Raw genomic sequence first — 21,169 nt, 5'->3', positions numbered from 1 at the left:
ATCCCCGGCTTGGAGATCCGGGGCCGGGACGCCCGGCCGCACGGCCGCCGGAGTCGCGGGGCCGGAGGTCGCGGCCGCCGCGGGCGTGGGAGCGGCTGCGGCGGCCCGTGCCACGGGGCGGGGGGCCGCGGCGGCGGTACCGGTTCCGGCCAGGGCCGTCGCCCATATCGCCAGCGCGGCGACCACGGCACGCAGGCGGGACATGACGGGCCTCTCACTCGGTCGGCGGGACGGTTCAGGTGATCTCGTCCCGAAATGGTACGGGGAGGGGGCACAAATGCGTTCGCCACCCGGCACCTGCGGGTGAGATCCTCGATCAGGTATGTCTACTTCCTTCGCCGCCCTGCAGACGCTTCTCGGTGAGATCTCCCTCCGCGATGCGCACCGCCTCGGCCGCCGCCTCGAAGGCGCCCGCCGCATCCGCAAGCCCGAGGCCAAGCAGGCCGTGCTCGACGAGATCGCCGCGGAGGCCGAGAAGGCCGCCGCGCGACTGGCCGGCCGTGCCTCGCGGATGCCGGAGGTCACGTATCCCGAGAACCTGCCCGTCAGCCAGAAGAAGGACGAGATCGCCGAGGCGATACGCGACCACCAGGTCGTGATCGTCGCCGGTGAGACCGGTTCCGGCAAGACCACCCAGATCCCCAAGATCTGCATGGAGCTGGGCCGCGGGGTCCGGGGCATGATCGGGCACACCCAGCCCCGCCGCATCGCCGCCCGCACCGTCGCGGAGCGCATCGCCGAGGAACTGAAGTCCGAGATCGGGCAGACCGTCGGCTGGAAGGTCCGCTTCACCGACCAGGTGAACCAGGACGCGACCTTCGTCAAGCTGATGACCGACGGCATCCTGCTCGCCGAGATCCAGACGGACCGCGAGCTGCGCGCGTACGACACGATCATCATCGACGAGGCCCACGAGCGGTCCCTCAACATCGACTTCCTGCTGGGCTACCTGTCCCAGCTGCTGCCGAAGCGCCCCGACCTCAAAGTCGTGATCACCTCGGCGACGATCGACCCGGAGCGGTTCTCCCGGCACTTCGGAGACGCCCCGATCGTCGAGGTCAGCGGCCGCACGTATCCCGTGGAGGTCCGCTACCGGCCCCTGCTGGAGGAGGACTCCGAGGAGAGCGACCGGGACCAGATCACGGCGATCTGCGAGGCCGTGGACGAACTCCAGTCCGAGGGGCCCGGCGACATCCTGGTCTTCCTCTCCGGCGAGCGCGAGATCCGCGACACCGCGGACGCCCTGAACAAGCGCAACCTCCGCTTCACGGAGGTCCTGCCCCTGTACGCGCGCCTCTCGCACGCCGAGCAGCACCGCGTCTTCCAGCAGCACACGGGGCGCCGGATCGTCCTGGCCACGAACGTCGCCGAGACCTCCCTGACCGTCCCCGGCATCAAGTACGTGATCGACCCGGGCACCGCCCGGATCTCCCGCTACAGCCACCGCACCAAGGTCCAGCGCCTGCCCATCGAGCGGATCTCGCAGGCCAGCGCCAACCAGCGCAAGGGCCGCTGCGGCCGCACCTCGGACGGCATCTGCATCCGCCTCTACTCCGAGGACGACTTCAACTCCCGTCCCGAGTTCACGGACGCCGAGATCCTGCGCACGAACCTGGCCTCCGTCATCCTCCAGATGACCGCGGCCGGGCTCGGCGAGATCGAGAAGTTCCCCTTCATCGACCCGCCGGACCACCGCAACATCCGCGACGGCGTCCAGCTGCTCCAGGAACTCGGCGCGCTGGAGGCGGGCGAGAAGACCTCCCCGGAGGGGAGGAAGGGGCAGCGGCTCACGCCCATGGGCCGCCAGCTCTCCCAGCTCCCCGTGGACCCGCGGCTGGCCCGCATGGTCGTCGAGGCCGACAAGAACAACTGCGTCCGCGAGGTCATGGTCATCGCAGCGGCCCTGTCCATCCAGGACCCGCGCGAGCGGCCCTCGGACAAGCAGACGCAGGCCGACCAGCACCACGCCCGGTTCAAGGACGAGACGAGCGACTTCCTCTCGTTCCTGAACATGTGGCGCTACATCCGCGAGCAGCAGAAGGAGCGCGGCTCGTCCTCGTTCCGCCGGATGTGCAAGCAGGAGTACCTGAACTTCCTGCGGATCCGCGAGTGGCAGGACATCTACTCGCAGCTGCGCACGGTCGCCAAGACCATGGGCATCCACGTCAACGAGGCCGACGCCCCCGAGACGAGCGTGCACATCTCGCTGCTGGCCGGTCTGCTCTCGCACATCGGGCTCAAGGACACCGACAAGAACGAGTACCTGGGGGCGCGGTCCGCCAAGTTCGCGGTCTTCCCGGGCTCGGCGCTGTTCAAGAAGCAGCCGAAGTTCCTGATGTCGGCGGAGCTGGTGGAGACCTCGCGGCTGTGGGCCCGGGTGAACGCCAAGGTGGAGCCCGAGTGGGTCGAGCCGCTCGCCCAGCACCTGATCAAGCGCACGTACAGCGAGCCGCACTGGGAGAAGGACCAGGCGGCGGTGATGGCGTACGAGAAGGTCACGCTGTACGGCGTGCCGATCGTCGCCCAGCGAAAGATCAACTACGGCCGTATCGATCCCGAGGTCTCGCGCGAGCTGTTCATCCGCAACGCGCTGGTCGAGGGCGACTGGCGGACCCACCACAAGTTCTACGCCGACAACCGCAAGCTGCTCACCGAGGTCGAGGAGCTGGAGAACCGGGCGCGGCGCCGCGACATCGTGGTCGACGACGAGACCCTCTTCGACTTCTACGACCAGCGGATCCCCGAGCACGTGGTCTCCGGGGCGCACTTCGACTCGTGGTGGAAGCACAAGCGGCGCGAGGAGCCCGAGCTCCTCGACTTCGAACGCGAGATGCTGCTGACCGAGAAGGCGGCCGGGGTCACCAAGGCCGACTACCCGGACTCCTGGCGGCAGGGGCAGCTGAAGTTCCGGGTGACCTATCAGTTCGAGCCCGGTGCGGACGCGGACGGCGTGACCGTCCACATCCCGCTCCAGGTGCTGAACCAGGTCACCGACGAGGGCTTCGACTGGCAGATCCCCGGCCTGCGCGAGGAGGTCGTCACCGAGCTGATCCGCTCGCTGCCCAAGCCGATCCGCCGGCACTACGTGCCCGCGCCGAACTTCGCGGGCCGTTTCCTGGACACGGCGGTGCCGCTGCAGGAGCCGCTGCCGGTGACCCTGGCGCGCGAGCTCCAGCGGATGGTCGGGGTCCCCGTCTCCGCCGAGGACTTCGACCTGTCCCGGATCCCGGACCACCTGAAGATCACCTTCCGGATCGTCGACGAGCGTCGCAAGAACCTCGCCGAGGACAAGGACCTGGAGGCCCTGCGGCTGAAGCTGAAGCCGAAGGCCCGCCAGGCGCTCTCCAAGGCCGCCGCGGCCACGGCCGAGCGGGCGGGCGGGGAGTCGGTGGAGCGCACCGGGCTCACCGACTGGACGATCGGCACGCTGACGAAGGTCTTCGAGACCCGGCGGGCGGGCCAGCCGGTGAAGGCGTATCCGGCGCTGGTGGACGAGGGCGCCAGCGTGTCCGTACGGCTCTTCGACACCGAGGCGGAGCAGCAGCAGGCGATGTGGCTGGGCACCCGGCGGCTGATCCTGCTGAACATCCCGGTGAACCCGGCGAAGTTCGCCTCGGACCACCTGACGAACCAGCAGAAGCTGGCGTTGTCCCGCAATCCGCACGGCTCCATCCAGGCGCTGTTCGACGACTGCGCGACCGCCGCCGCCGACAAGCTGATCGCCGACCACGGCGGTCCGGCCTGGGACGAGGCGGGCTTCCGCAAGCTCTACGAGGCCGTGCGCGCAGACCTCGTGGACACGACGGTGCGGACGGTGGCCCAGGTGCAGCAGGTGCTGGCCGCCTGGCAGGCCTGTGAGCGCCGTCTGAAGGCCACCAACAGCCTGGCCCTGGTGGCGAACGTGCAGGACGTGAGGACGCAGCTGGCGGCCCTCGTGCCGGCGGGCTTCGTGACCCTGACGGGCCTGCGGCGGCTGCCGGACCTGATGCGCTACCTGGTGGCGGTGGACCGGCGGCTCCAGCAGATGCCGACGGGCGCCCAGCGCGACACCACGCGCATGGAGAAGGTCCACGAGATGCAGGACGAGTACGCGTGGCTGCTGGAGCAGCTGCCGAAGGGCCGGCCGGTGCCGGCCGCGGTCACCGACATCCGCTGGATGATCGAGGAACTCCGGGTCAGCTACTTCGCCCACGCCCTGGGGACCGCGTACCCGATCTCCGACAAGCGGATCGTGAAGGCGGTGGACGCGGCCGCTCCGTGACGGGCCCGGCGGCCGGTTCGACCGCACCCCCTGAGCTGCTGTACAGTCTGTTTCGCAGCCACGCCGATTCGGCTGCGAACGAGGTCCTGTGGAGCAGTTGGTTAGCTCGCCACCCTGTCAAGGTGGAGGTCGCGGGTTCAAGTCCCGTCAGGATCGCAACAAGAGCAGGGCCCGTATCCCCAGGGATGCGGGCCCTGTTGCGTTGTCCGCGGCCCGCCGCGCCGGAGGGACCCCGCACGGTCCCGGGCACGCTCCCCCTGCGGCGGGAGCCCCCCGCCACCTCCCCCGCGCCTTCCAGGGGCTTCTGAGGGCCCGCCAGCGGCCGCGGGCGCCCGCACCGGGGCCATCCGGCGAGGAGTGATCACCTCGGGGCGGGGCGGGCGTCACTCCGCAGCAACCTCCGGGACGAGCCCGGCCGCGAGAATCCCCCGTCCGCATGAGGCACTCTGCGACGCACGTCCCCTTACGGGTGCATTGAGCGTTCGACAAGAGTGACAGCCTGTGACGGGAGTCACCACATGAGTTTTTGGGACTCGCACTTTTATCGCACCCATACGCGTGCTCGATTTAATATGTGCAATGGCACCTACCCCGTCGGCGCTCCGCACCAGCCCGATTCCAGCCCGCCCCCGGGCATAAAAAAGATCGCGCTGGACCCGGCGGAGTCCAGCGCGATCGAACGCCGGGAACCTGTTGGGGCAGGTCCAGACGTTTGAAGCCATGTGGGTTTCCTCGGATTGGGGGACCCGATTCAAGCCCGGTAAAGCGGGGTGCTTACGTGCTTGCGCGACCTCAGGCCTCGCTGCGCTGCTGCGGAATTCCCGCGAGCAGAGCGCGAACCTCGGCCTCGCGGTAACGGCGGTGTCCACCCAGGGTGCGGATGGACGTGAGCTTGCCAGCCTTGGCCCAGCGGGTGACCGTCTTCGGGTCCACGCGGAACATCGTGGCAACCTCAGCCGGGGTCAGCAGCGGCTCGGCATCAGGGGTGCGAGCGGTCATGAGCGGCCTCCTCGGGAGAACCGAACCATCTCGGTTCTTTCCTCTAAATTCTGCACCTTGGCCCGCGTTGCCCGAAATGGACATACGCGGGCCGAGTCGGTTATAGGACGAACGGCTTGTCCTCGGCACTACAACTACACCATCCGTCCAGCCTCGACGGCCAAACCGATGGAATTGCCCTCCGAGGTGTTCATCAGCGGCGGAAGCCGATGGACCGTCCCATAACGGACAGTCACCCCACTGTGACGATCAGTCACAGAGCGATCAGGAGTCGTCAGGACCCCCCGTAGAGTGCAATGCCGAGCATTCCGCCCTTAGTTGGGCGGAAGGAACCCTCCCCGGACTCCTTGTCCTATTTTGGCACGAGGGTAGGGGAAGGGCGCAAGGGTGTGGTTAGTGCGGTCCGTCACGCTTGGGCCAATGGCCCGTATCGGGACGTAGGTCCTGGCACTAAGACCCGAATGGGATGATCAGGCCTCTGATCTGCTGTTTATGGCAGATCAGCCGATACGCACGGTACGCGAGGTCCGTGCCGCCGCGCTCCACCGCCACCGGATCAGTTCGCGAAGAGCCTCTCCCGGACCTCCCGCCAGCGCTCCGCCAGCTCCTCGTACGCCTCCGCCGCCCCGGCCCCGTCCCCGGCGCGCAGCGCAGCGATGCCCACCGCCACGTCCCGGGCGGAGCGGTCGGCGCGCAGCCGGTCCGCCGGCAGCGCGTGGACCAGCCCCCCGTAGTCCAGTTCGACCATCGACCGCGGGTGGAACTCCTCCAGCCAGCTGCCGACGTCCACCAGCCCCTCCGCGAGCCCCGCGTACCCCTCGGCCCCGCGCAGGATCCGCAGCCCCCGCGCGAGCCTGCGCCGGGCCTGCACCATCGGCGTCCGGTAGCGCAGCCGCTCGCCCGGCACGTACTCCCGCTCGTCGTCGGCCACCAGCACGAACCAGCGCAGCGGCACCTGCCACACCGCGGTGCGGATCCACGGGCGCGCATCCGGGTTCCGCTCGCGCCAGCGCTCGTACTCCTCGGCCGCCCGCCGCCGCGCGGCCGGCGGGAGGGCGGCGTCCAGCACCGGGAGCGGGAACTGGCCCGCCAGCTCCTGGAGCGCCAGCCAGCCGCGCAGTCTGGTCCGCCACGGGCAGACCAGCAGCACCCCGTCCACCTCCGCCGTGAAGGCGTCCGCGCTCTCGTGCGCGGGCACCCCGACCACCGGGACCCGGACCAAATCGGAGAGGGACCGGCGCAGTTCGTCCTGGGCGGTGGGCACCACCCCGCGCCGGGCGTACGAGGCCCAGTGGCTGCGCTCCGGCTCCGCGAACGCCGCCAGGGGCTCGTAGACGCGCAGGTAGGAGGCGTACGGGACGGTCGGCGCGGAGCGCGCCGAGGGCAGCTTGGGCTCGGAGGATTCGCTCACGTCCTCGTACTCCCCCGCACCGCCGCGAGCTACTCGCCGGGCCCCGCCGACCCCGCCGCCGGGGCCGCCCGTACCCCGGGAGTGTCCCGATCTCCGGACAGGTCGCCTGCGCACGCCCCACAGGTCTTACTCTGCTCCCAGCACGCCCTCCCCCACCCGCAGGGCGGGCGTCATTCCGCCGCATCTCTCCCATGGGAGTCACCACCGTGACCGAAATGACCGACGGCGTCCTGCACACCCTGTTCCGTTCGGAACAGGGCGGCCACGAGCAAGTCGTGCTGTGCCAGGACCGAGCCACTGGCCTGAAGGCCGTCATCGCGATCCACTCCACCGCCCTGGGCCCGGCCCTCGGCGGTACCCGCTTCCACGCCTACGCCTCGGACGAGGAAGCCGTCCTCGACGCGCTGAACCTCTCGCGCGGCATGTCGTACAAGAACGCCCTCGCCGGTCTCGACCTCGGCGGCGGCAAGGCCGTCATCATCGGCGACCCCGACGTCCTCAAGTCCGAGGAACTGTTGCTGGCCTACGGCCGGTTCGTGGAGTCCCTCGGCGGCCGCTACGTGACGGCCTGCGACGTCGGCACGTACGTGGCGGACATGGACGTCGTGGCCCGCGAGACCCGCTGGGCGACCGGCCGCTCCCCCGAGAACGGCGGCGCCGGCGACTCCTCGGTCCTCACCGCCTTCGGTGTCTTCCAGGGCATGCGGGCCAGCGCCCAGCACCTGTGGGGCGACCCGACCCTGCGCGGCCGCAAGGTGGCCGTGGCCGGCGTCGGCAAGGTCGGCCACTACCTGGTCGAGCACCTCCTGGAGGACGGCGCCGAGGTCGTGATCACGGATGTCCGCGAGGAGTCGCTGCGCCGCGTCCTCGACAAGCACCCGCAGGTCACCGTCGCCGCCGACACGGACGCGCTGATCCGCACCGAGGGCCTGGACATCTACGCCCCCTGTGCCCTCGGCGGCGCGCTGAACGACGCCTCGGTGCCCGCCCTGACCGCCAAGGTCGTGTGCGGCGCCGCGAACAACCAGCTCGCCCACCCGGGCGTGGAGAAGGACCTCGCGGACCGCGGAATCCTTTACGCACCCGACTACGTGGTGAACGCGGGCGGTGTCATCCAGGTCGCCGACGAGCTGCACGGCTTCGACTTCGACCGCTGCAAGGCCAAGGCCACGAAGATCTTCGACACCACGCTGGAGATCTTCGCTCGTGCGAAGGCGGATGGCATTCCGCCGGCCGCTGCGGCCGACCGGATCGCCGAGCAGCGGATGGCGGACGCCCGCGCCGCCAAGGCCGCGAAGGGCTCGGCCCCGGCCGTCGACCCGTCGTAACGGCCCCTGACGTGCGCCCGCCGGGGTTGCGGCGAGACGGAACTCACTGCGCTTCGGCGGGTCGTGCGCCAGGAAAGGGTTAAAATCGCAGCTGACCAGCGAGGACGGGGCGCCTCATTGGTCCTGCAGCGTGGCACGTCATGCGGGCGGCGTACCGTATGGCCGCGGAAGCAGGTACCGTTAAACCCCTACGGACGGTCTCTCCACGGAGAGCCCGCTCCGAACCATGAACGCGTGTCAGACTCTGGGGCCGTCGAGCCCCGTCACCGAGGGGGTCGAGCCATGGGGCGCGGCCGGGCCAAGGCCAAGCAGACAAAGGTCGCCCGCCAGCTGAAGTACAACAGCGGCGGGACTGACCTCTCGCGTCTGGCCAATGAGCTGGGCGCATCGCCGACGGAACCGCTGCTGCCTGTCAGCGAGCCGGTCGAAGTCGATGACGATCTGGACGACGACGACCCGTACGCCAGGTACGCGGATCTGTACAACAGCGATGATGACGACGACGAGGACGAGGAGTCCGGCCCGTCGCAGCAGCGCCGCGGCGCTTGACGCTCTCGCGTCTCTTTTCGCGTCTGCACAAGCAGGTGGCAGCCCCGGCTGACCCCGGCTGAACAACACATGAACCCGGTCCAGGGCCTCGCCCCAGGACCGGGTTTCAGTGTTGTCCGGTGCTGTTCCCGGAGGCCTCAGCTCGCGTAGGCGCCGGTCAGGGTCGCACCCTCGGTGTGCTCGCCGCGGTCCAGGATCTCTCCCGCGACCCAGGCCTCGACACCCCGGTCGGCCAGCGCGGTCAGCGCCACCTCCACCGACTCCTGCGGGACCACGGCCATCATGCCGACGCCCATGTTCAGGGTCTTCTCCAGCTCCAGCTGCTCGACCCGACCGGCCTTGCCGACCAGGTCGAAGACCGCACCCGGGGTCCAGGTCGAACGGTCGACCGTCGCGTGCAGGTGGTCCGGGATGACCCGGGCCAGGTTCGCCGCGAGTCCGCCGCCGGTGATGTGCGAGTACGCGTGCACCTCGGCCGTACGGGTGAGGGCCATGCAGTCCAGCGAGTAGATCTTGGTGGGCTCCAGCAGCTCCTCGCCGAGGGTCCGGCCGAGCTCGTCCACGTGCTGGTCGAGCGACATGCCGGCACGGTCGAAGAGGACGTGCCGGACCAGCGAGTACCCGTTCGAGTGAAGGCCGGACGACGCCATCGCGATGACGGCGTCACCCGTACGGATGCGATCCGCGCCGAGCAGGCGGTCGTACTCGACGACACCGGTGCCGGCGCCGGCCACGTCGAAGTCGTCCGGACCCAGCAGACCCGGGTGCTCGGCGGTCTCGCCGCCCACCAGGGCGCAGCCGGCGAGGACGCAGCCCTCGGCGATGCCCTTGACGATCGCCGCGACACGCTCGGGGTGGACCTTGCCCACGCAGATGTAGTCGGTCATGAAGAGCGGCTCGGCGCCGCAGACGACGATGTCGTCCATGACCATCGCGACCAGGTCGTGGCCGATGGTGTCGTACACGCCGAGCTGGCGGGCGATGTCCACCTTCGTGCCGACCCCGTCGGTGGCGGAGGCCAGCAGGGGGCGCTCGTAGCGCTTGAGGGCGGAGGCGTCGAAGAGGCCGGCGAATCCGCCGAGGCCGCCGAGGACCTCGGGGCGCTGCGTCTTCTTCACCCACTCCTTCATCAGCTCGACGGCGCGGTCGCCCGCTTCGATGTCGACGCCGGCGGCTGCGTAGCTGGCACCGGTGGTCTTCTCTGTCATGACAGGCGAGAGCTTTCGTGTCGTTGCTGCGTGTGGTGCCGGGCCCTGGGAGAAGCCTCAAAGACAGCGCCCGGCGCAGGTGGAGCCGGGCCGGCCCGGAGGCCGGCCCACGGGCTACGGGCTACGGCCGCCGGAGCGCGTCGGCGGCGTCGGAGCCGCCCGCGAGCTCGTTCTCCAGGAGCTGCTTGCCCAGGAGCTGCGGGTCGGGCAGGTCCATGGGGTACTCGCCGTCGAAGCAGGCACGGCAGAGGTTGGGCTTCTGGATGGTCGTCGCCTCGATCATCGAGTCGAGCGAGATGTACGAGAGCGAGTCCGCGCCGAGCGACGTGGCGATCTCGTCGACCGTCATGCCGTTGGCGATCAGCTCGGCCCGGGTGGCGAAGTCGATGCCGAAGAAGCACGGCCACTTCACCGGCGGCGAGGAGATCCGGATGTGGACCTCGGCCGCGCCGGCCTCGCGGAGCATCTTGACCAGGGCGCGCTGGGTGTTGCCGCGGACGATCGAGTCGTCGACGACCACCAGGCGCTTGCCCCGGATGACTTCCTTGAGGGGGTTGAGCTTCAGGCGGATGCCCAGCTGGCGGATCGTCTGCGAGGGCTGGATGAAGGTCCGGCCCACGTAGGCGTTCTTGACCAGGCCGGAGCCGTACGGGATCCCGCTCGCCTCGGCGTAGCCGACGGCGGCGGGCGTGCCGGATTCCGGCGTCGCTATCACCAGGTCGGCGTCGACCGGGGCTTCCTTGGCCAGGCGCCGGCCCATCTCGACACGCGAGAGGTAGACGTTCCGGCCGGCGATGTCGGTGTCCGGGCGCGCCAGGTAGACGTACTCGAACACACACCCCTTGGGCTTTGCTTCCGCGAAGCGGGAGGTGCGCAGGCCGTTCTCGTCGATCGCGATGAGCTCGCCCGGCTCGACCTCGCGGACGAAACTGGCGCCGCAGATGTCGAGGGCGGCGGTCTCACTCGCGACCACCCAGCCGCGCTCCAGGCGGCCGAGGACCAGCGGGCGGATGCCCTGCGGGTCACGGGCGGTGTAGAGGGTTCCCTCGTCCATGAACACGAGCGAGAACGCACCCTTGACCTGAGGGAGGACCTTGGCGGCCGACTCCTCGATGGTCAGGGGCTTGCCCTCGTCGTCCGTCTGGCCGGCCAGCAGGGCGGTGACCAGGTCGGTGTCGTTGGTGGCCGCCACCTGGGTGGCGCGGCCGTCCTGACGGGGGAGGTCGGCGACCATCTCGGCGAGCTCGGCGGTGTTCACCAGGTTGCCGTTGTGACCCAGGGCAATGGAGCCGTGGGCGGTCGCGCGGAAAGTGGGCTGCGCATTCTCCCAGACGGAGGCTCCGGTGGTCGAGTAGCGGGCGTGACCGACCGCGATATGACCCTGGAGCGAGCCGAGAGAGGTTTCGTCGAAGACTTGGGAAACGAGGCCCATGTCCTTGAAGACGAGGATCTGGGAACCGTTGCTCACAGCGATTCCCGCGGACTCTTGTCCACGGTGCTGCAGCGCATACAGTCCGAAGTAGGTGAGCTTGGCGACCTCTTCACCCGGAGCCCAGACACCGAAGACGCCGCAAGCGTCCTGGGGGCCCTTTTCGCCGGGGAGCAGGTCGTGGTTGAGTCGTCCATCACCACGAGGCACGCTTCCGAGTGTAGGCGAGATCGACCACTGGTCCGAATTGGGGACGGCCGGGAAATGTCACAGCACAGAGGGTGACCGGACGCCTCCGTCTTGCTATTCGGATCATTTGTTGACATCTACGAGGGCATTCGTACAGGCTCTCGCCCCATGCAGCCCTTCGGTGACCGTGCCGTCACCCTCGTCGAGCGCCGACACGTGGACCTGGTCCGTGTCGCGAGCGCCATCTGTCGCTGTTCCGCGTAGCCGCAACTCTTCTTCCCCCTTTCACGTTTCCGCTCCGCCCTGGCCTGCCCCGCCGTGCCGCGCGCCGTCCCGCGCCCCGCCGGCGGCGGGCGGGCGAGCCGCGCCTTGGAGTACCTGTGTCTTCGCACAACAGCAAGCTGTCCCGCCGTGCCTTCGGGGGCGCCGTCGGAGCGACCGTCGCCGCCGCCGCGACCGGGCTGGAAACCGCCCCCGCACAGGCCGCCGGAGCCCCTTCCGCGGGCTCCCCGGAGCGGGAGTTCCGCGCCGCCCGCGGCCGGCGGTCCCGACGGCCCAACATCCTTTTCATCCTCGGCGACGACCTCGGCTGGGCCGACCTGTCCTCGTACGGCTCCCCGCACATCAAGACGCCGAACCTGGACCGGCTCGCCCGCCAGGGCGTCCGCTTCACCGACGCCTACTCCGGCTCCGCGACCTGCTCGCCGACCCGGTTCAGCCTCTACACCGGGCGCTACCCGGCCCGGACCAGGGGCGGGCTCGCCGAACCGATCGCCGACAGGAGCGTCGGCCTGGAACCCACCCACCCGACACTGGCCTCGCTGCTCAGGTCGGCCGGGTACGCGACGGCGCTGATCGGCAAGTGGCACGCCGGCTACCTGCCCGACTACAGCCCGACCCGGTCCGGCTGGGACGAGTTCTTCGGGAACTTCGGCGGCGCCCTGGAGTACTACTCCAAGCTGGGCCTGGCCGGCGAGTACGACCTCTACGAGGGCGATGCCGAGTACAAGGACCTGCGCTACTACACGCGGATCATCACCGAGCGGGCGAGCGAGTACGTCTCCCGCGACCACCACGGCAAGCCCTGGCTGCTCAACCTCAACTTCACCACCCCGCACTGGCCGTGGATCGCCGACGGGGACACCGCGGAGAGCGCCGAGATCGTCCGGCGGATCAAGGCGGGCGACCAGCGCGCGCTGTGGCACCAGGACGGCGGCTCGGTGGAGAAGTACCGGCAGATGGTCGAGGACCTCGACCGGTCCGTCGGCGAGGTGCTGAAGGCCCTGAAGCGCTCCGGGCAGGAGGAGGACACCCTGGTCGTCTTCTCCAGCGACAACGGGGGCGAGCGGTTCTCGTACAACTGGCCGCTCTCGGGCAACAAGGCGTCCCTCCAGGAGGGCGGGATCCGCGTGCCGAACATCCTGCGCTGGCCCGCCCGCCTCGACGGCGGCCAGGTCAGCCGGCTGCCGGTGTTCAGCCCGGACTGGACGGCGACCCTGCTGGAGGTGGCCGGGACGCGCCCGCACCCCGCCTACCCCCTCGACGGTGTGAGCCTGGCCGGATACCTGCTGCGCGGCGAGGAGGTCGCCGAGCGGAACCTGTTCTGGCGGGTGCGCGGGGAGCGGGCCCTGCGTCGCGGCGACTGGAAGTACTACCGCGGCAAGACGGGCCGGGACCAGCTGTTCAACCTGGCCGGGGACCAGCGCGAGCAGGCCGACAAGGCGGCCCTGGAGCCGGCCCGGCTCGCGGAGCTGCGCGCGGCCTGGGAGCGGACGGACGCGGGACTGCTCCCCTACCCGGCCTGATCCCCCGGGCGGCGCACGCCCGGTCATTCCGTGGCCGAGGCCCCCTGCGCCACCAGGCCCCGGCCGTCGGGCGCGGTGAGGGTGAGGGTGCGGCCCTCGATGTCCCAGGTGAGCGGGTCGGCGGCGAACAGCTCGGTCAGCTTCCGCTCGACCTCGCCCACCGCGCCCTCACAGGCCATCCGGGTCGTGGTCAGCGCCCCGAACGTGAGCTGGGCGCCGTCACCGGTGGCCTGGGCGCTGAACCGGTTGCAGCCCAGGCTGCCGCTCGCGGCGAGGCCGGCGCTCAGCCGGAACCGCGCCTTGCCCGCGGCCTCGGCGGGCAGCGGGGCCGCGGTGTCGCCGGTGACGAGGGACTCGACCGTCCACCAGGTGTCGTGGAAGGGGGCGTTCGGGACCGGGGGCTTCGTGCTCATCGCGATCGTGCTCCCGTCGGAGGTCTTCAGCGTGAGCCGGTCGGGCCCCCGGTCGATGGCGAGCCGGCCCTTGAAGAGCCGGGAGAACTCCTTCTCGAACTCCATCGCCGGGCAGGACCTCAGGCTCGTGGTGCCGGGCGTGACGGTCACCGCGGAGGTACCGGAGAAGGCAACCCCCGCGGTGAACCCGTTGCATCCGTAGTTGCCCGTGGCGTCTTTGTCCGTGAGGTCGACGCGGGCGTTCTCGGGCGCGTGCAGGGTGCGGCCGCCGGTCGTCAGGGACTCGACGGCCCACGAGCCCTTGGGGTCGGGAAGCGTGCCGGATTCGCCCTTCCCGGCTCCGCTGCACGCGGTGAGGGCGAGCGCGAGGGCCGATGCGAGGGCCAGACCGGGCGGGACGCGGCGGAGGGTAGGCATGTTCCTGAGACGGGCCGGGTTCGTCAGCGGTTCCACCGTGCAGGCCTCCGGTCAGCTCATCACGGGCAGCAGCGCCGACAGGTCGGCCCGTTCGCCACTGGCCCTGACCTGCGCTTCCTCGACGGCCGTGGCCCAGTGCGTACGGCCCGTGGCCAGCCGGAGAAAGGTCAGCGGGTCCGTCTCCACCACGTTGGGCGGGGTTCCGCGGGTGTGCCGGGGGCCCTCGATGCACTGGACCACCGCGAAGGGCGGGATCCGTACCTCCACCGAGCCGCCCGGGGCCTTGAGCGCGAGGGCGTCGGCGAGCAGCCGGGTGCAGGCGGCCAGGGCCTGCCGCTCGACGGGGATGTCCACGCCGGTGGCCCGGGCCAGATCGTCGGTGTGGACGACCAGCTCCACGGTCCGGGTGACGAGGAAGTCGGCCAGGGTCATGTCCCCGATCCACAGGTCCAGGACCCGGCTGCCGGGGTTGGCGGCCAGCGCCTGGGCCATGCGGGCGGCGGCGCGCTCGTACAGCTCGGGCAGCGGGGCACCGTCGAGGGTCTCCCTGGCCGCCTCGGCGATCTTCCCGGCGAGGGAGGCGGTGGCGGAGGGCCATTCGACGGCCGTCAGTTCCGGCACGGCGGCCGGGGGCCGGGCCAGTCCGGCGGCCAGCGAGTCGGCGATCCACGCGATGTGCGCGGCGAGTTCGGCGACGCTCCACGCCCCGACACCGCTGGGGCGGGCGAGCTGCTCGTCGCTCAACTCCCGTACGGCGTCGGCCACATGCCCGAACTGCGCGGTGACCGCGGCACGGATCTTCGCGGCGTCGTAGGTACGCGCCCTCTTCTTGGCGGGTGGCATGGCCCGACCCTATCCGGCACGGCCGACACCGGCACGGCCCCGCCACGCAGCCCTGCGGACGCAGCCCCGCCGCAGCGGCCGGGTGCGCCCGAGCCCCCGCCCGCGGACCGCGGACGGGGGCTCGTGAGCGAAGACGGGATCAGGCGAGCAGCGCCGGGATCGTCGCCTCGTGAGCGGTACGCAGCTCCGCGAGCGGAATCGTGAACTCGCCCTGGACCTCGATCTCCTCGCCGTCCACCACACCGATGCGGGTGGCGGGCAGACCGCGCGCACCGCACATGTCGGTGAAGCGGAGCTCCTCGCTGCGCGGGACGGCCACGATGGCCCGGCCCGCCGACTCGGAGAACAGGAAGGTGAACGCGTCCAGGCCCTCCGGAACCACGATCCGCGCACCGTTGCCGCCCTTGAGGCAGGACTCGGTGAGCGCCTGGATCACGCCGCCGTCGGACAGGTCGTGCGCCGCGTCGACCATGCCGTCGCGGGACGCCGAGATCAGGATCTCGCCGAGCAGCTTCTCGCGGCCCAGGTCCACCTTGGGCGGCATGCCGCCGAGGTGGTCGTGGACGACCTGGGACCAGGCCGAACCGCCGAACTCCTCGGCCGTGTCGCCCAGCAGGTACAGCAGCTGGCCGGCCTCCGCGAAGGCCATCGGCGTACGGCGGTTGACGTCGTCGATGACACCGAGGACCGCCACGACCGGGGTCGGGTGGATCGCGATGTCACCGGTCTGGTTGTAGAGCGAGACGTTGCCGCCGGTCACCGGGGTGCCCAGCTCCAGGCATCCGTCCGCGAGACCGCGGGTGGCCTCGGCGAACTGCCACATGACGCCCGGGTCCTCCGGCGAGCCGAAGTTGAGGCAGTCGGAGATGGCGAGCGGCTTGGCACCGGTCGCGGCGACGTTGCGGTACGCCTCCGCCAGCGCGAGCTGCGCGCCCGTGTACGGGTCGAGCTTCGCGAAGCGGCCGTTGCCGTCGGTGGCCATGGCCACGCCGAGGTTCGACTCCTCGTCGATGCGGACCATGCCCGCGTCCTCGGGCTGCGACAGGACGGTGTTGCCCTGCACGAAGCGGTCGTACTGGTCGGTGACCCAGGACTTCGAGGCCTGGTTCGGGGACGAGACCAGCGCCAGGACCTGCGCGCGGAGCTCCTCGGAGGTCTGCGGACGGGGCAGCAGGCCCGCGTCGTCGGCCTGGAGGGCGTCCTGCCACTCGGGGCGCGCGTAGGGGCGGTTGTACACCGGGCCCTCGTGGGCGACGGTGCCCGGGGGCACGTCCACGATCTGCTCGCCGTGCCAGAAGATCTCCAGGCGCTCGCCGTCGGTCACCTCACCGATGACGGTGGCGATGACGTCCCACTTCTCGCAGATCTCCATGAAGCGCGCGACGTGCTGCGGCTCGACGATCGCGCACATGCGTTCCTGCGACTCGCTCATGAGGATCTCCTCGGGCGAGAGCGTCGCGTCGCGCAGCGGGACGGTGTCCAGCTCGACGCGCATGCCGCCGGAACCGGCGGAGGCCAGCTCGGAGGTGGCGCAGGAGAGCCCGGCGCCGCCGAGGTCCTGGATGCCCGCGACCAGCTTCTCCTTGAAGATCTCCAGGGTGCACTCGATGAGGAGCTTCTCCTGGAAGGGGTCGCCGACCTGGACGGCGGGGCGCTTGGTGGGCTTGGAGTCGTCGAAGGTCTCCGAGGCCAGCACCGAGACGCCGCCGATGCCGTCGCCGCCCGTGCGGGCGCCGTAGAGGATGACCTTGTTGCCGGGGCCGGAGGCCTTGGCGAGGTGGATGTCCTCGTGCTTCATCACGCCGATGCAGCCGGCGTTGACCAGCGGGTTGCCCTGGTAGCAGGCGTCGAAGACGACCTCGCCGCCGATGTTCGGCAGGCCCAGGCAGTTGCCGTAGCCGCCGATGCCCGCGACGACGCCCGGCAGGACGCGCTTGGTGTCGGGGTGGTCGGCCGCGCCGAAGCGCAGCGGGTCGACGACGGCGACCGGGCGGGCGCCCATGGCGAGGATGTCGCGGACGATGCCGCCGACGCCCGTGGCCGCGCCCTGGTAGGGCTCGATGTACGAGGGGTGGTTGTGCGATTCGACCTTGAAGGTGACCGCGTAGCCCTGGCCGACGTCGACGACGCCCGCGTTCTCGCCGATGCCGACGAGCATGGCCGTGTTCTCGGGGGCCTTCTCGCCGAACTGCTTCAGGTGGACCTTGCTGCTCTTGTACGAGCAGTGCTCGGACCACATGACCGAGTACATGGCGAGCTCGGCGCCGGTGGGCCGGCGGCCGAGGATCTCGCGGATCCGGGCGTACTCGTCCTCCTTGAGGCCGAGCTCCTTCCAGGGCTGGGAGGCGTCCGGGGTTTCGGTGGCGTTCTTGACGGTGTCGAGGCTCATGCGCTGACCAGCTTCTTCAGGACCGAGGTGAAGAACGGGAGACCGTCGGTGCGGCCCGTCCCGATCAGCGGCTCGACCGCGTGCTCGGGGTGCGGCATGAGGCCGACGACGTTGCCCGCGGCGTTGGTGATGCCGGCGATGTCGCGGAGCGACCCGTTCGGGTTCACGTCCACGTACCGGAAGGCCACGCGGCCTTCGGCCTCCAGCTCGTCGAGGACGCGCTCGTCGGCGACGTAGCGGCCGTCCATGTTCTTGAGCGGTACGGAGACCTCCTGGCCGGCGGTGTAGTCGCCGGTCCACGCGGTCTCCGCGTTCTCCACCCGCAGCTTCTGGTCGCGGCAGATGAAGTGCAGGTGGTTGTTCCGGAGCATCGCCCCCGGCAGCAGGTGGGCCTCGGTGAGGATCTGGAAGCCGTTGCAGATGCCGAGGACGGGCATGCCGCCCCTGGCCTGCTCGATGATGGTCTCCATCACCGGCGAGAACCGGGAGATGGCTCCGGCGCGCAGGTAGTCCCCGTAGGAGAAGCCGCCCGCGAGGACGACCGCGTCGACCTGGTGCAGGTCCTTGTCGCGGTGCCACAGCGAAACCGGCTCGGCCCCCGCGAGGCGGACGGCGCGCAGCGAGTCACGGTCGTCGAGCGTTCCGGGGAACGTGACGACTCCGATGCGAGTGGTCACCGTCAGGCCTCGACCTTCACGGTGAAGTCTTCGATGACGGTGTTGGCGAGGAACGTTTCGGCCATCTTGTGGATGCGGTCGAGGGCGGCCTGGTCGACCGGTCCCTCCACTTCCAGCTCGAAACGCTTCCCCTGGCGGACGTCGGCGATGCCCTCGAAGCCCAGGCGCGGCAGTGCACGCTGCACCGCCTGGCCCTGGGGGTCGAGGATCTCCGGCTTGAGCATGACGTCGACTACGACGCGTGCCACTGGCACTCCCGATGAGGTGGTTGGTGCGAAGGCGGTTCCCTCAGCGTACCCGGCCGAAATTTCTACGCGGGTAGATATCAGCGGCCCGTGATCGCCCGGCGGTTTCGGCTTCACCAACGCTTCGCAAAATCCACCGGAAAACCACGCGCCCGGGATTGCGGCGGGACGCGCGGAGACAATTAACTGGGCTTCGCAATGCAATGGGAATCGCGGTACAAAGGATTCCACCGGGATTCCGGCGGAATGATGCATTGCTCCGAAACATCCACACAGGCGACATCACCGCACGTCCCGACGGGTGGGCGGCGTCGCGCGAAGGGACCGATATCCGTGGCGCAGCGCGTAGTAGTCACGATCTCCGACGACATCGACGGCGGAGAAGCGGCGGAAACGGTCACGTTCGGCCTGGACGGTAAGTCGTACGAGATCGACCTCAATCTGGCCAACGCAAAGAAACTGCGGAAGAGCCTGGCGCCGTTCGTGGAGGCCGGCCGCCGGCAGGCCCGTTCCGGGAAGACGTACAAGCACACCTCGCTGGCCCCGGACCCGGCGGTCGTCCGCGCCTGGGCCCGCTCCAACGACCTCGACGTGCCCCCGCGCGGCCGGATCCCGAAGCGGGTCTACGCGGCGTACAACGAGGCCCACTGAGGCGCACCCTAGGGCGGATTTGCCATCCACCCCCTCCGATCCGCTAGTGTGTGGATCACGCCGAGGGGCCAGACCGCAGGTCAAAGCCCCGAAGGTCGTGCGGGTGTAGTTCAGTAGCAGAACACCCCCCTTCCAGGGGGGAGGCGCAGTGTGCAATCCCTGTCACCCGCTCTGCACGCTTTACCGGCCACTCCGGTGGATCGGGTAGAGTGATGCACGCATCGCAGCGACATTCGTGTCGCCGCAAGCATGCGGACGTAGCTCAGTTGGTAGAGCACCACCTTGCCAAGGTGGATGTCGCGCGTTCGAGTCGCGTCGTCCGCTCAGAGGACAAAGGCCCTGATCATCGATCAGGGCCTTTGTCGTATGCCGTGCGATAGGTGCTGACAAATGTCATCGGTGGTGATGACGGCGCGCACTGTCCCCTCCCGCGGGCCGCCGCGAGGCTGGAGTCGTGCACGGCGGCGACCGCCGGAGGGTGATCGTTGATCGGGGGACCGGGACCGTGTCGAAACTGACCGGGTGGTGGCGTGACCGCAGCAGCGCGGCGAAGATCGAGCTCTACACCCGCTGGTCGCTGCACTTCTTCGTGGCCCTCGAAGCCCTGTCGGTGCTCCTCGGCCTCACTCCCGAGGGTCCCGGCGCCGTCACCGGCGCCCTGCTGCTGCCCCTGTGCGCCCAGGTCGCGCTGAGCGGTGTACTGGCCTCCAGGGCACTGGACTGGGTCCTCGGCCGCCGGGAGCGCCCCGTACGCCTGGCGGTGGGCCTGACCGTCCTCACCGCTGCGCTGGCGGTCGCCGTACTCGTCCTGCGCTCCGTCGGCGCCATCTCCCACGGGGGCGTGGGCCCCTCGCTCGTGGTCAACACCGTCGCGTTCGCCTCGGGCTCGCTGACCCTGGCGCTGGCGCGGGTGTGGCACATGCTGTGCGTGGCCCCCGCCGCTGCGGTGGCCGCAGCCGTCGCGGCGGCGGCTGCCGGTCTGCCCCTGCCGGCCGCGCTCGGCTACGGGGTCGGTCTCCTCCTCACCTGCACCCTGCTGACCCTGGCCTGCGGCTTCTCCGCCTGGCTGCTGAAGACGGTGTACGAACTCGACCGCGCCCGGGAGCTCCAGGCGCAGCTCGCCGTCGCCGAGGAGCGCCTGCGCTTCGGGCGGGACCTGCACGACGTGATGGGCCGGAACCTGGCGGTGATCGCCCTCAAGAGCGAGCTGGCGGTCCAGCTGGCCCGGCGCGAACGCCCGGAGGCCGTGGACCAGATGATCGAGGTGCAGCGGATCGCCCGGGAGTCGCAGCGCGAGGTGCGGGACGTCGTACGCGGCTACCGTGCGGCAGACCTCACCGTGGAGCTGGAGGGCGCCCGCGGGGTGCTCAGCGCGGCCGGGATGGACTGCCGCGTCGAGGTGGAGACGGACCGGGCGCTGCGCCCCGAAGTGCAGTCGGCGCTGGGCTGGGTGGTCCGGGAGGCGACCACGAACGTCCTGCGGCACGGGGACGCCCGCAGCTGTGTGATCCGGCTCACGGCGCCCGCCGACGGTGCGCTGACGCTGGTGGTGGAGAACGACGGGGCCCCCGACACGCCGGCCGGGCCGCCGGGTTCCGGGCTGGCGGGACTGCGGGAGCGGCTCGCGGCGCTGGACGGCACGCTGGAGGCCGGCCCGGTCGGTGACGGCCGGTTCCGGCTGCGGGCGCGGCTGCCGGGCGGACAACTGCGAGGACTGGAGGTGCGGGCATGAGCCCCGTACGCGTGCTGCTGGCCGACGACGAACACCTGATCCGGGGCGCGCTCGCCGCACTGCTGGCCCTGGAGGACGACCTGCTGGTCGTCGCGGAGGCGGCCTCGGGACCGGAGGCCCTCGCGATGGCGCTGGCTCACCGGCCGGACGTGGCGGTGCTGGACCTGCAGATGCCGGGGGCGGACGGTGTGAGTGTCGCCACATCACTGCGGGCCGAACTCCCCGACTGCAAAACCATGATCGTGACGAGTCACGGCCGGCCCGGGCACCTGAAGCGGGCCCTCGCGGCCGGGGTGCGGGCCTTCGCGCCGAAGACGGTGTCGGCGCAGCGGCTGGCCGAGCTGATCCGGACCGTGCACGCCGGAGGCCGTTACGTGGACCCGGAGTTGGCGGCCGACGCGATCAGCGCCGGGGACTCCCCGCTGACCGCGCGCGAGGCCGAGGTGCTCGAACTCGCGGGGGACGGGGCGCCGGTCGCGGAGATCGCGGAGCGCGCCTCCCTCTCGCAGGGCACCGTACGGAACTACCTGTCGTCGGCGGCTTCGAAGCTCGGGGCGGAGAACCGGCACACGGCAGTGCGTCTCGCACGCGAGCGAGGTTGGGTATAGTAGTTCTCGCGTTAC

Annotated in this window: 17 protein-coding genes and 3 tRNA genes; 11 read left to right on the top strand and 9 right to left on the bottom strand. The window is 70.4% G+C overall.

Annotation, left to right across the window (positions count from 1 at the left end):
• Window positions 1–322: 322 nt before the first annotated feature.
• Both hrpA and ACIPK4_RS09465 read left to right on the top strand, forming a co-directional pair.
• Window positions 323–4,261, top strand: coding sequence for an ATP-dependent RNA helicase HrpA (gene hrpA / locus ACIPK4_RS09470; RefSeq protein ID WP_402310525.1), 3,939 nt, complete (start codon window positions 323–325; stop codon window positions 4,259–4,261).
• Window positions 4,262–4,343: 82 nt separating this feature from the next.
• A tRNA-Asp gene (locus tag ACIPK4_RS09465) sits at window positions 4,344–4,417 on the top strand.
• 636 nt (window positions 4,418–5,053) lie between these two features.
• Here ACIPK4_RS09465 and bldC read toward each other — a convergent pair.
• Complete coding sequence (bldC, locus tag ACIPK4_RS09460) at window positions 5,054–5,260, bottom strand: developmental transcriptional regulator BldC (RefSeq protein ID WP_003949541.1); 207 nt, start codon at window positions 5,258–5,260, stop codon at window positions 5,054–5,056.
• Between the two features lie 556 nt (window positions 5,261–5,816).
• On the bottom strand, window positions 5,817–6,671 hold the full coding sequence (locus ACIPK4_RS09455; RefSeq protein ID WP_402310522.1) for a hypothetical protein: 855 nt from the start codon (window positions 6,669–6,671) through the stop codon (window positions 5,817–5,819).
• A 206-nt stretch (window positions 6,672–6,877) separates the two neighbouring features.
• On the opposite strand from ACIPK4_RS09455, the gene ACIPK4_RS09450 reads away from it, so the two are divergent.
• The gene (locus ACIPK4_RS09450; RefSeq protein WP_402310520.1) at window positions 6,878–7,999 is read left to right on the top strand and encodes a Leu/Phe/Val dehydrogenase; all 1,122 of its coding nucleotides are present in this window, start codon (window positions 6,878–6,880) and stop codon (window positions 7,997–7,999) included.
• Between the two features lie 282 nt (window positions 8,000–8,281).
• On the top strand, window positions 8,282–8,548 hold the full coding sequence (locus ACIPK4_RS09445; protein ID WP_054225301.1) for a DUF3073 domain-containing protein: 267 nt from the start codon (window positions 8,282–8,284) through the stop codon (window positions 8,546–8,548).
• A gap of 137 nt (window positions 8,549–8,685) precedes the next feature.
• Here ACIPK4_RS09445 and purM read toward each other — a convergent pair whose 3' ends face one another.
• Window positions 8,686–9,756: a phosphoribosylformylglycinamidine cyclo-ligase gene (purM, locus tag ACIPK4_RS09440; protein WP_054225300.1), complete on the bottom strand. Its 1,071-nt coding sequence runs from the start codon at window positions 9,754–9,756 to the stop codon at window positions 8,686–8,688.
• Window positions 9,757–9,877: 121 nt separating this feature from the next.
• Window positions 9,878–11,395 carry an amidophosphoribosyltransferase gene (gene purF, locus ACIPK4_RS09435; protein ID WP_402310516.1) on the bottom strand — a complete coding sequence of 506 codons (1,518 nt, stop codon included), beginning with the start codon at window positions 11,393–11,395 and terminating at the stop codon, window positions 9,878–9,880.
• Window positions 11,396–11,542: 147 nt separating this feature from the next.
• Between purF and ACIPK4_RS09430 the strand changes: the two genes are divergently transcribed.
• Window positions 11,543–11,638: a putative leader peptide gene (locus tag ACIPK4_RS09430; protein WP_376193687.1), complete on the top strand. Its 96-nt coding sequence runs from the start codon at window positions 11,543–11,545 to the stop codon at window positions 11,636–11,638.
• A 116-nt stretch (window positions 11,639–11,754) separates the two neighbouring features.
• Window positions 11,755–13,179 carry a sulfatase-like hydrolase/transferase gene (locus ACIPK4_RS09425; protein ID WP_402310513.1) on the top strand — a complete coding sequence of 475 codons (1,425 nt, stop codon included), beginning with the start codon at window positions 11,755–11,757 and terminating at the stop codon, window positions 13,177–13,179.
• A gap of 23 nt (window positions 13,180–13,202) precedes the next feature.
• Here the strand turns inward: ACIPK4_RS09425 and ACIPK4_RS09420 are convergent, their stop codons facing one another.
• From ACIPK4_RS09420 to purS, 5 genes are all read right to left on the bottom strand, one after another.
• Window positions 13,203–14,009 carry an META domain-containing protein gene (locus ACIPK4_RS09420; protein ID WP_402310510.1) on the bottom strand — a complete coding sequence of 269 codons (807 nt, stop codon included), beginning with the start codon at window positions 14,007–14,009 and terminating at the stop codon, window positions 13,203–13,205.
• Window positions 14,010–14,060: 51 nt separating this feature from the next.
• Window positions 14,061–14,852: a sterol carrier family protein gene (locus ACIPK4_RS09415; protein ID WP_402310507.1), complete on the bottom strand. Its 792-nt coding sequence runs from the start codon at window positions 14,850–14,852 to the stop codon at window positions 14,061–14,063.
• A gap of 139 nt (window positions 14,853–14,991) precedes the next feature.
• Window positions 14,992–17,241: a phosphoribosylformylglycinamidine synthase subunit PurL gene (gene purL / locus ACIPK4_RS09410; RefSeq protein WP_402310505.1), complete on the bottom strand. Its 2,250-nt coding sequence runs from the start codon at window positions 17,239–17,241 to the stop codon at window positions 14,992–14,994.
• Entirely contained in the window at window positions 17,238–17,918 is a 681-nt protein-coding gene (gene purQ / locus ACIPK4_RS09405) for a phosphoribosylformylglycinamidine synthase subunit PurQ (protein ID WP_054225294.1), read from the bottom strand. Before purQ ends, purL begins: the two co-directional genes overlap by 4 nt.
• Window positions 17,919–17,920: 2 nt before the next feature.
• Window positions 17,921–18,172: a phosphoribosylformylglycinamidine synthase subunit PurS gene (gene purS / locus ACIPK4_RS09400; protein WP_008740952.1), complete on the bottom strand. Its 252-nt coding sequence runs from the start codon at window positions 18,170–18,172 to the stop codon at window positions 17,921–17,923.
• Between the two features lie 324 nt (window positions 18,173–18,496).
• Here purS and ACIPK4_RS09395 point away from each other — a divergent pair, with 324 nt between their 5' ends.
• The 5 genes from ACIPK4_RS09395 to ACIPK4_RS09375 all read left to right on the top strand — a co-directional run bounded on the left by ACIPK4_RS09395 (window position 18,497) and on the right by ACIPK4_RS09375 (window position 21,154).
• Window positions 18,497–18,814, top strand: a complete 318-nt coding sequence (locus tag ACIPK4_RS09395) for an Lsr2 family protein (RefSeq protein ID WP_054225293.1) — start codon at window positions 18,497–18,499, stop codon at window positions 18,812–18,814.
• Between the two features lie 99 nt (window positions 18,815–18,913).
• A tRNA-Gly gene (locus ACIPK4_RS09390) sits at window positions 18,914–18,985 on the top strand.
• Between the two features lie 80 nt (window positions 18,986–19,065).
• Window positions 19,066–19,138: transfer RNA gene (locus tag ACIPK4_RS09385), tRNA-Gly, on the top strand.
• Window positions 19,139–19,319: 181 nt separating this feature from the next.
• On the top strand, window positions 19,320–20,546 hold the full coding sequence (locus ACIPK4_RS09380; protein ID WP_402310502.1) for a sensor histidine kinase: 1,227 nt from the start codon (window positions 19,320–19,322) through the stop codon (window positions 20,544–20,546).
• A complete protein-coding gene (locus ACIPK4_RS09375; RefSeq protein ID WP_402310500.1) occupies window positions 20,543–21,154 on the top strand; it encodes a response regulator in 612 nt (203 codons plus the stop codon). The genes ACIPK4_RS09380 and ACIPK4_RS09375 overlap by 4 nt, the downstream gene beginning before the upstream one ends.
• The last annotated feature ends 15 nt before the right edge of the window (window positions 21,155–21,169 follow it).

Source organism: Streptomyces sp. NPDC086989, from assembly GCF_044745505.1.
GTDB lineage: Bacteria > Actinomycetota > Actinomycetes > Streptomycetales > Streptomycetaceae > Streptomyces.
The sequence above is the reverse complement of the archived record's forward strand: the minus strand, read 5'-3'. Positions and strand labels throughout refer to the sequence as shown.

Coding starts and splice junctions, on each gene's coding strand:
- bldC (WP_003949541.1), bottom strand. CDS start 5,260: ATGACCGCTCGCACCCCTGATGCCGAGCCGCTGCTGACCCCGGCTGAG.
- ACIPK4_RS09415 (WP_402310507.1), bottom strand. CDS start 14,852: ATGCCACCCGCCAAGAAGAGGGCGCGTACCTACGACGCCGCGAAGATC.
- ACIPK4_RS09430 (WP_376193687.1), top strand. CDS start 11,543: ATGCAGCCCTTCGGTGACCGTGCCGTCACCCTCGTCGAGCGCCGACAC.
- ACIPK4_RS09445 (WP_054225301.1), top strand. CDS start 8,282: ATGGGGCGCGGCCGGGCCAAGGCCAAGCAGACAAAGGTCGCCCGCCAG.
- hrpA (WP_402310525.1), top strand. CDS start 323: ATGTCTACTTCCTTCGCCGCCCTGCAGACGCTTCTCGGTGAGATCTCC.
- purM (WP_054225300.1), bottom strand. CDS start 9,756: ATGACAGAGAAGACCACCGGTGCCAGCTACGCAGCCGCCGGCGTCGAC.
- ACIPK4_RS09375 (WP_402310500.1), top strand. CDS start 20,543: ATGAGCCCCGTACGCGTGCTGCTGGCCGACGACGAACACCTGATCCGG.
- ACIPK4_RS09420 (WP_402310510.1), bottom strand. CDS start 14,009: ATGCCTACCCTCCGCCGCGTCCCGCCCGGTCTGGCCCTCGCATCGGCC.
- purL (WP_402310505.1), bottom strand. CDS start 17,241: ATGAGCCTCGACACCGTCAAGAACGCCACCGAAACCCCGGACGCCTCC.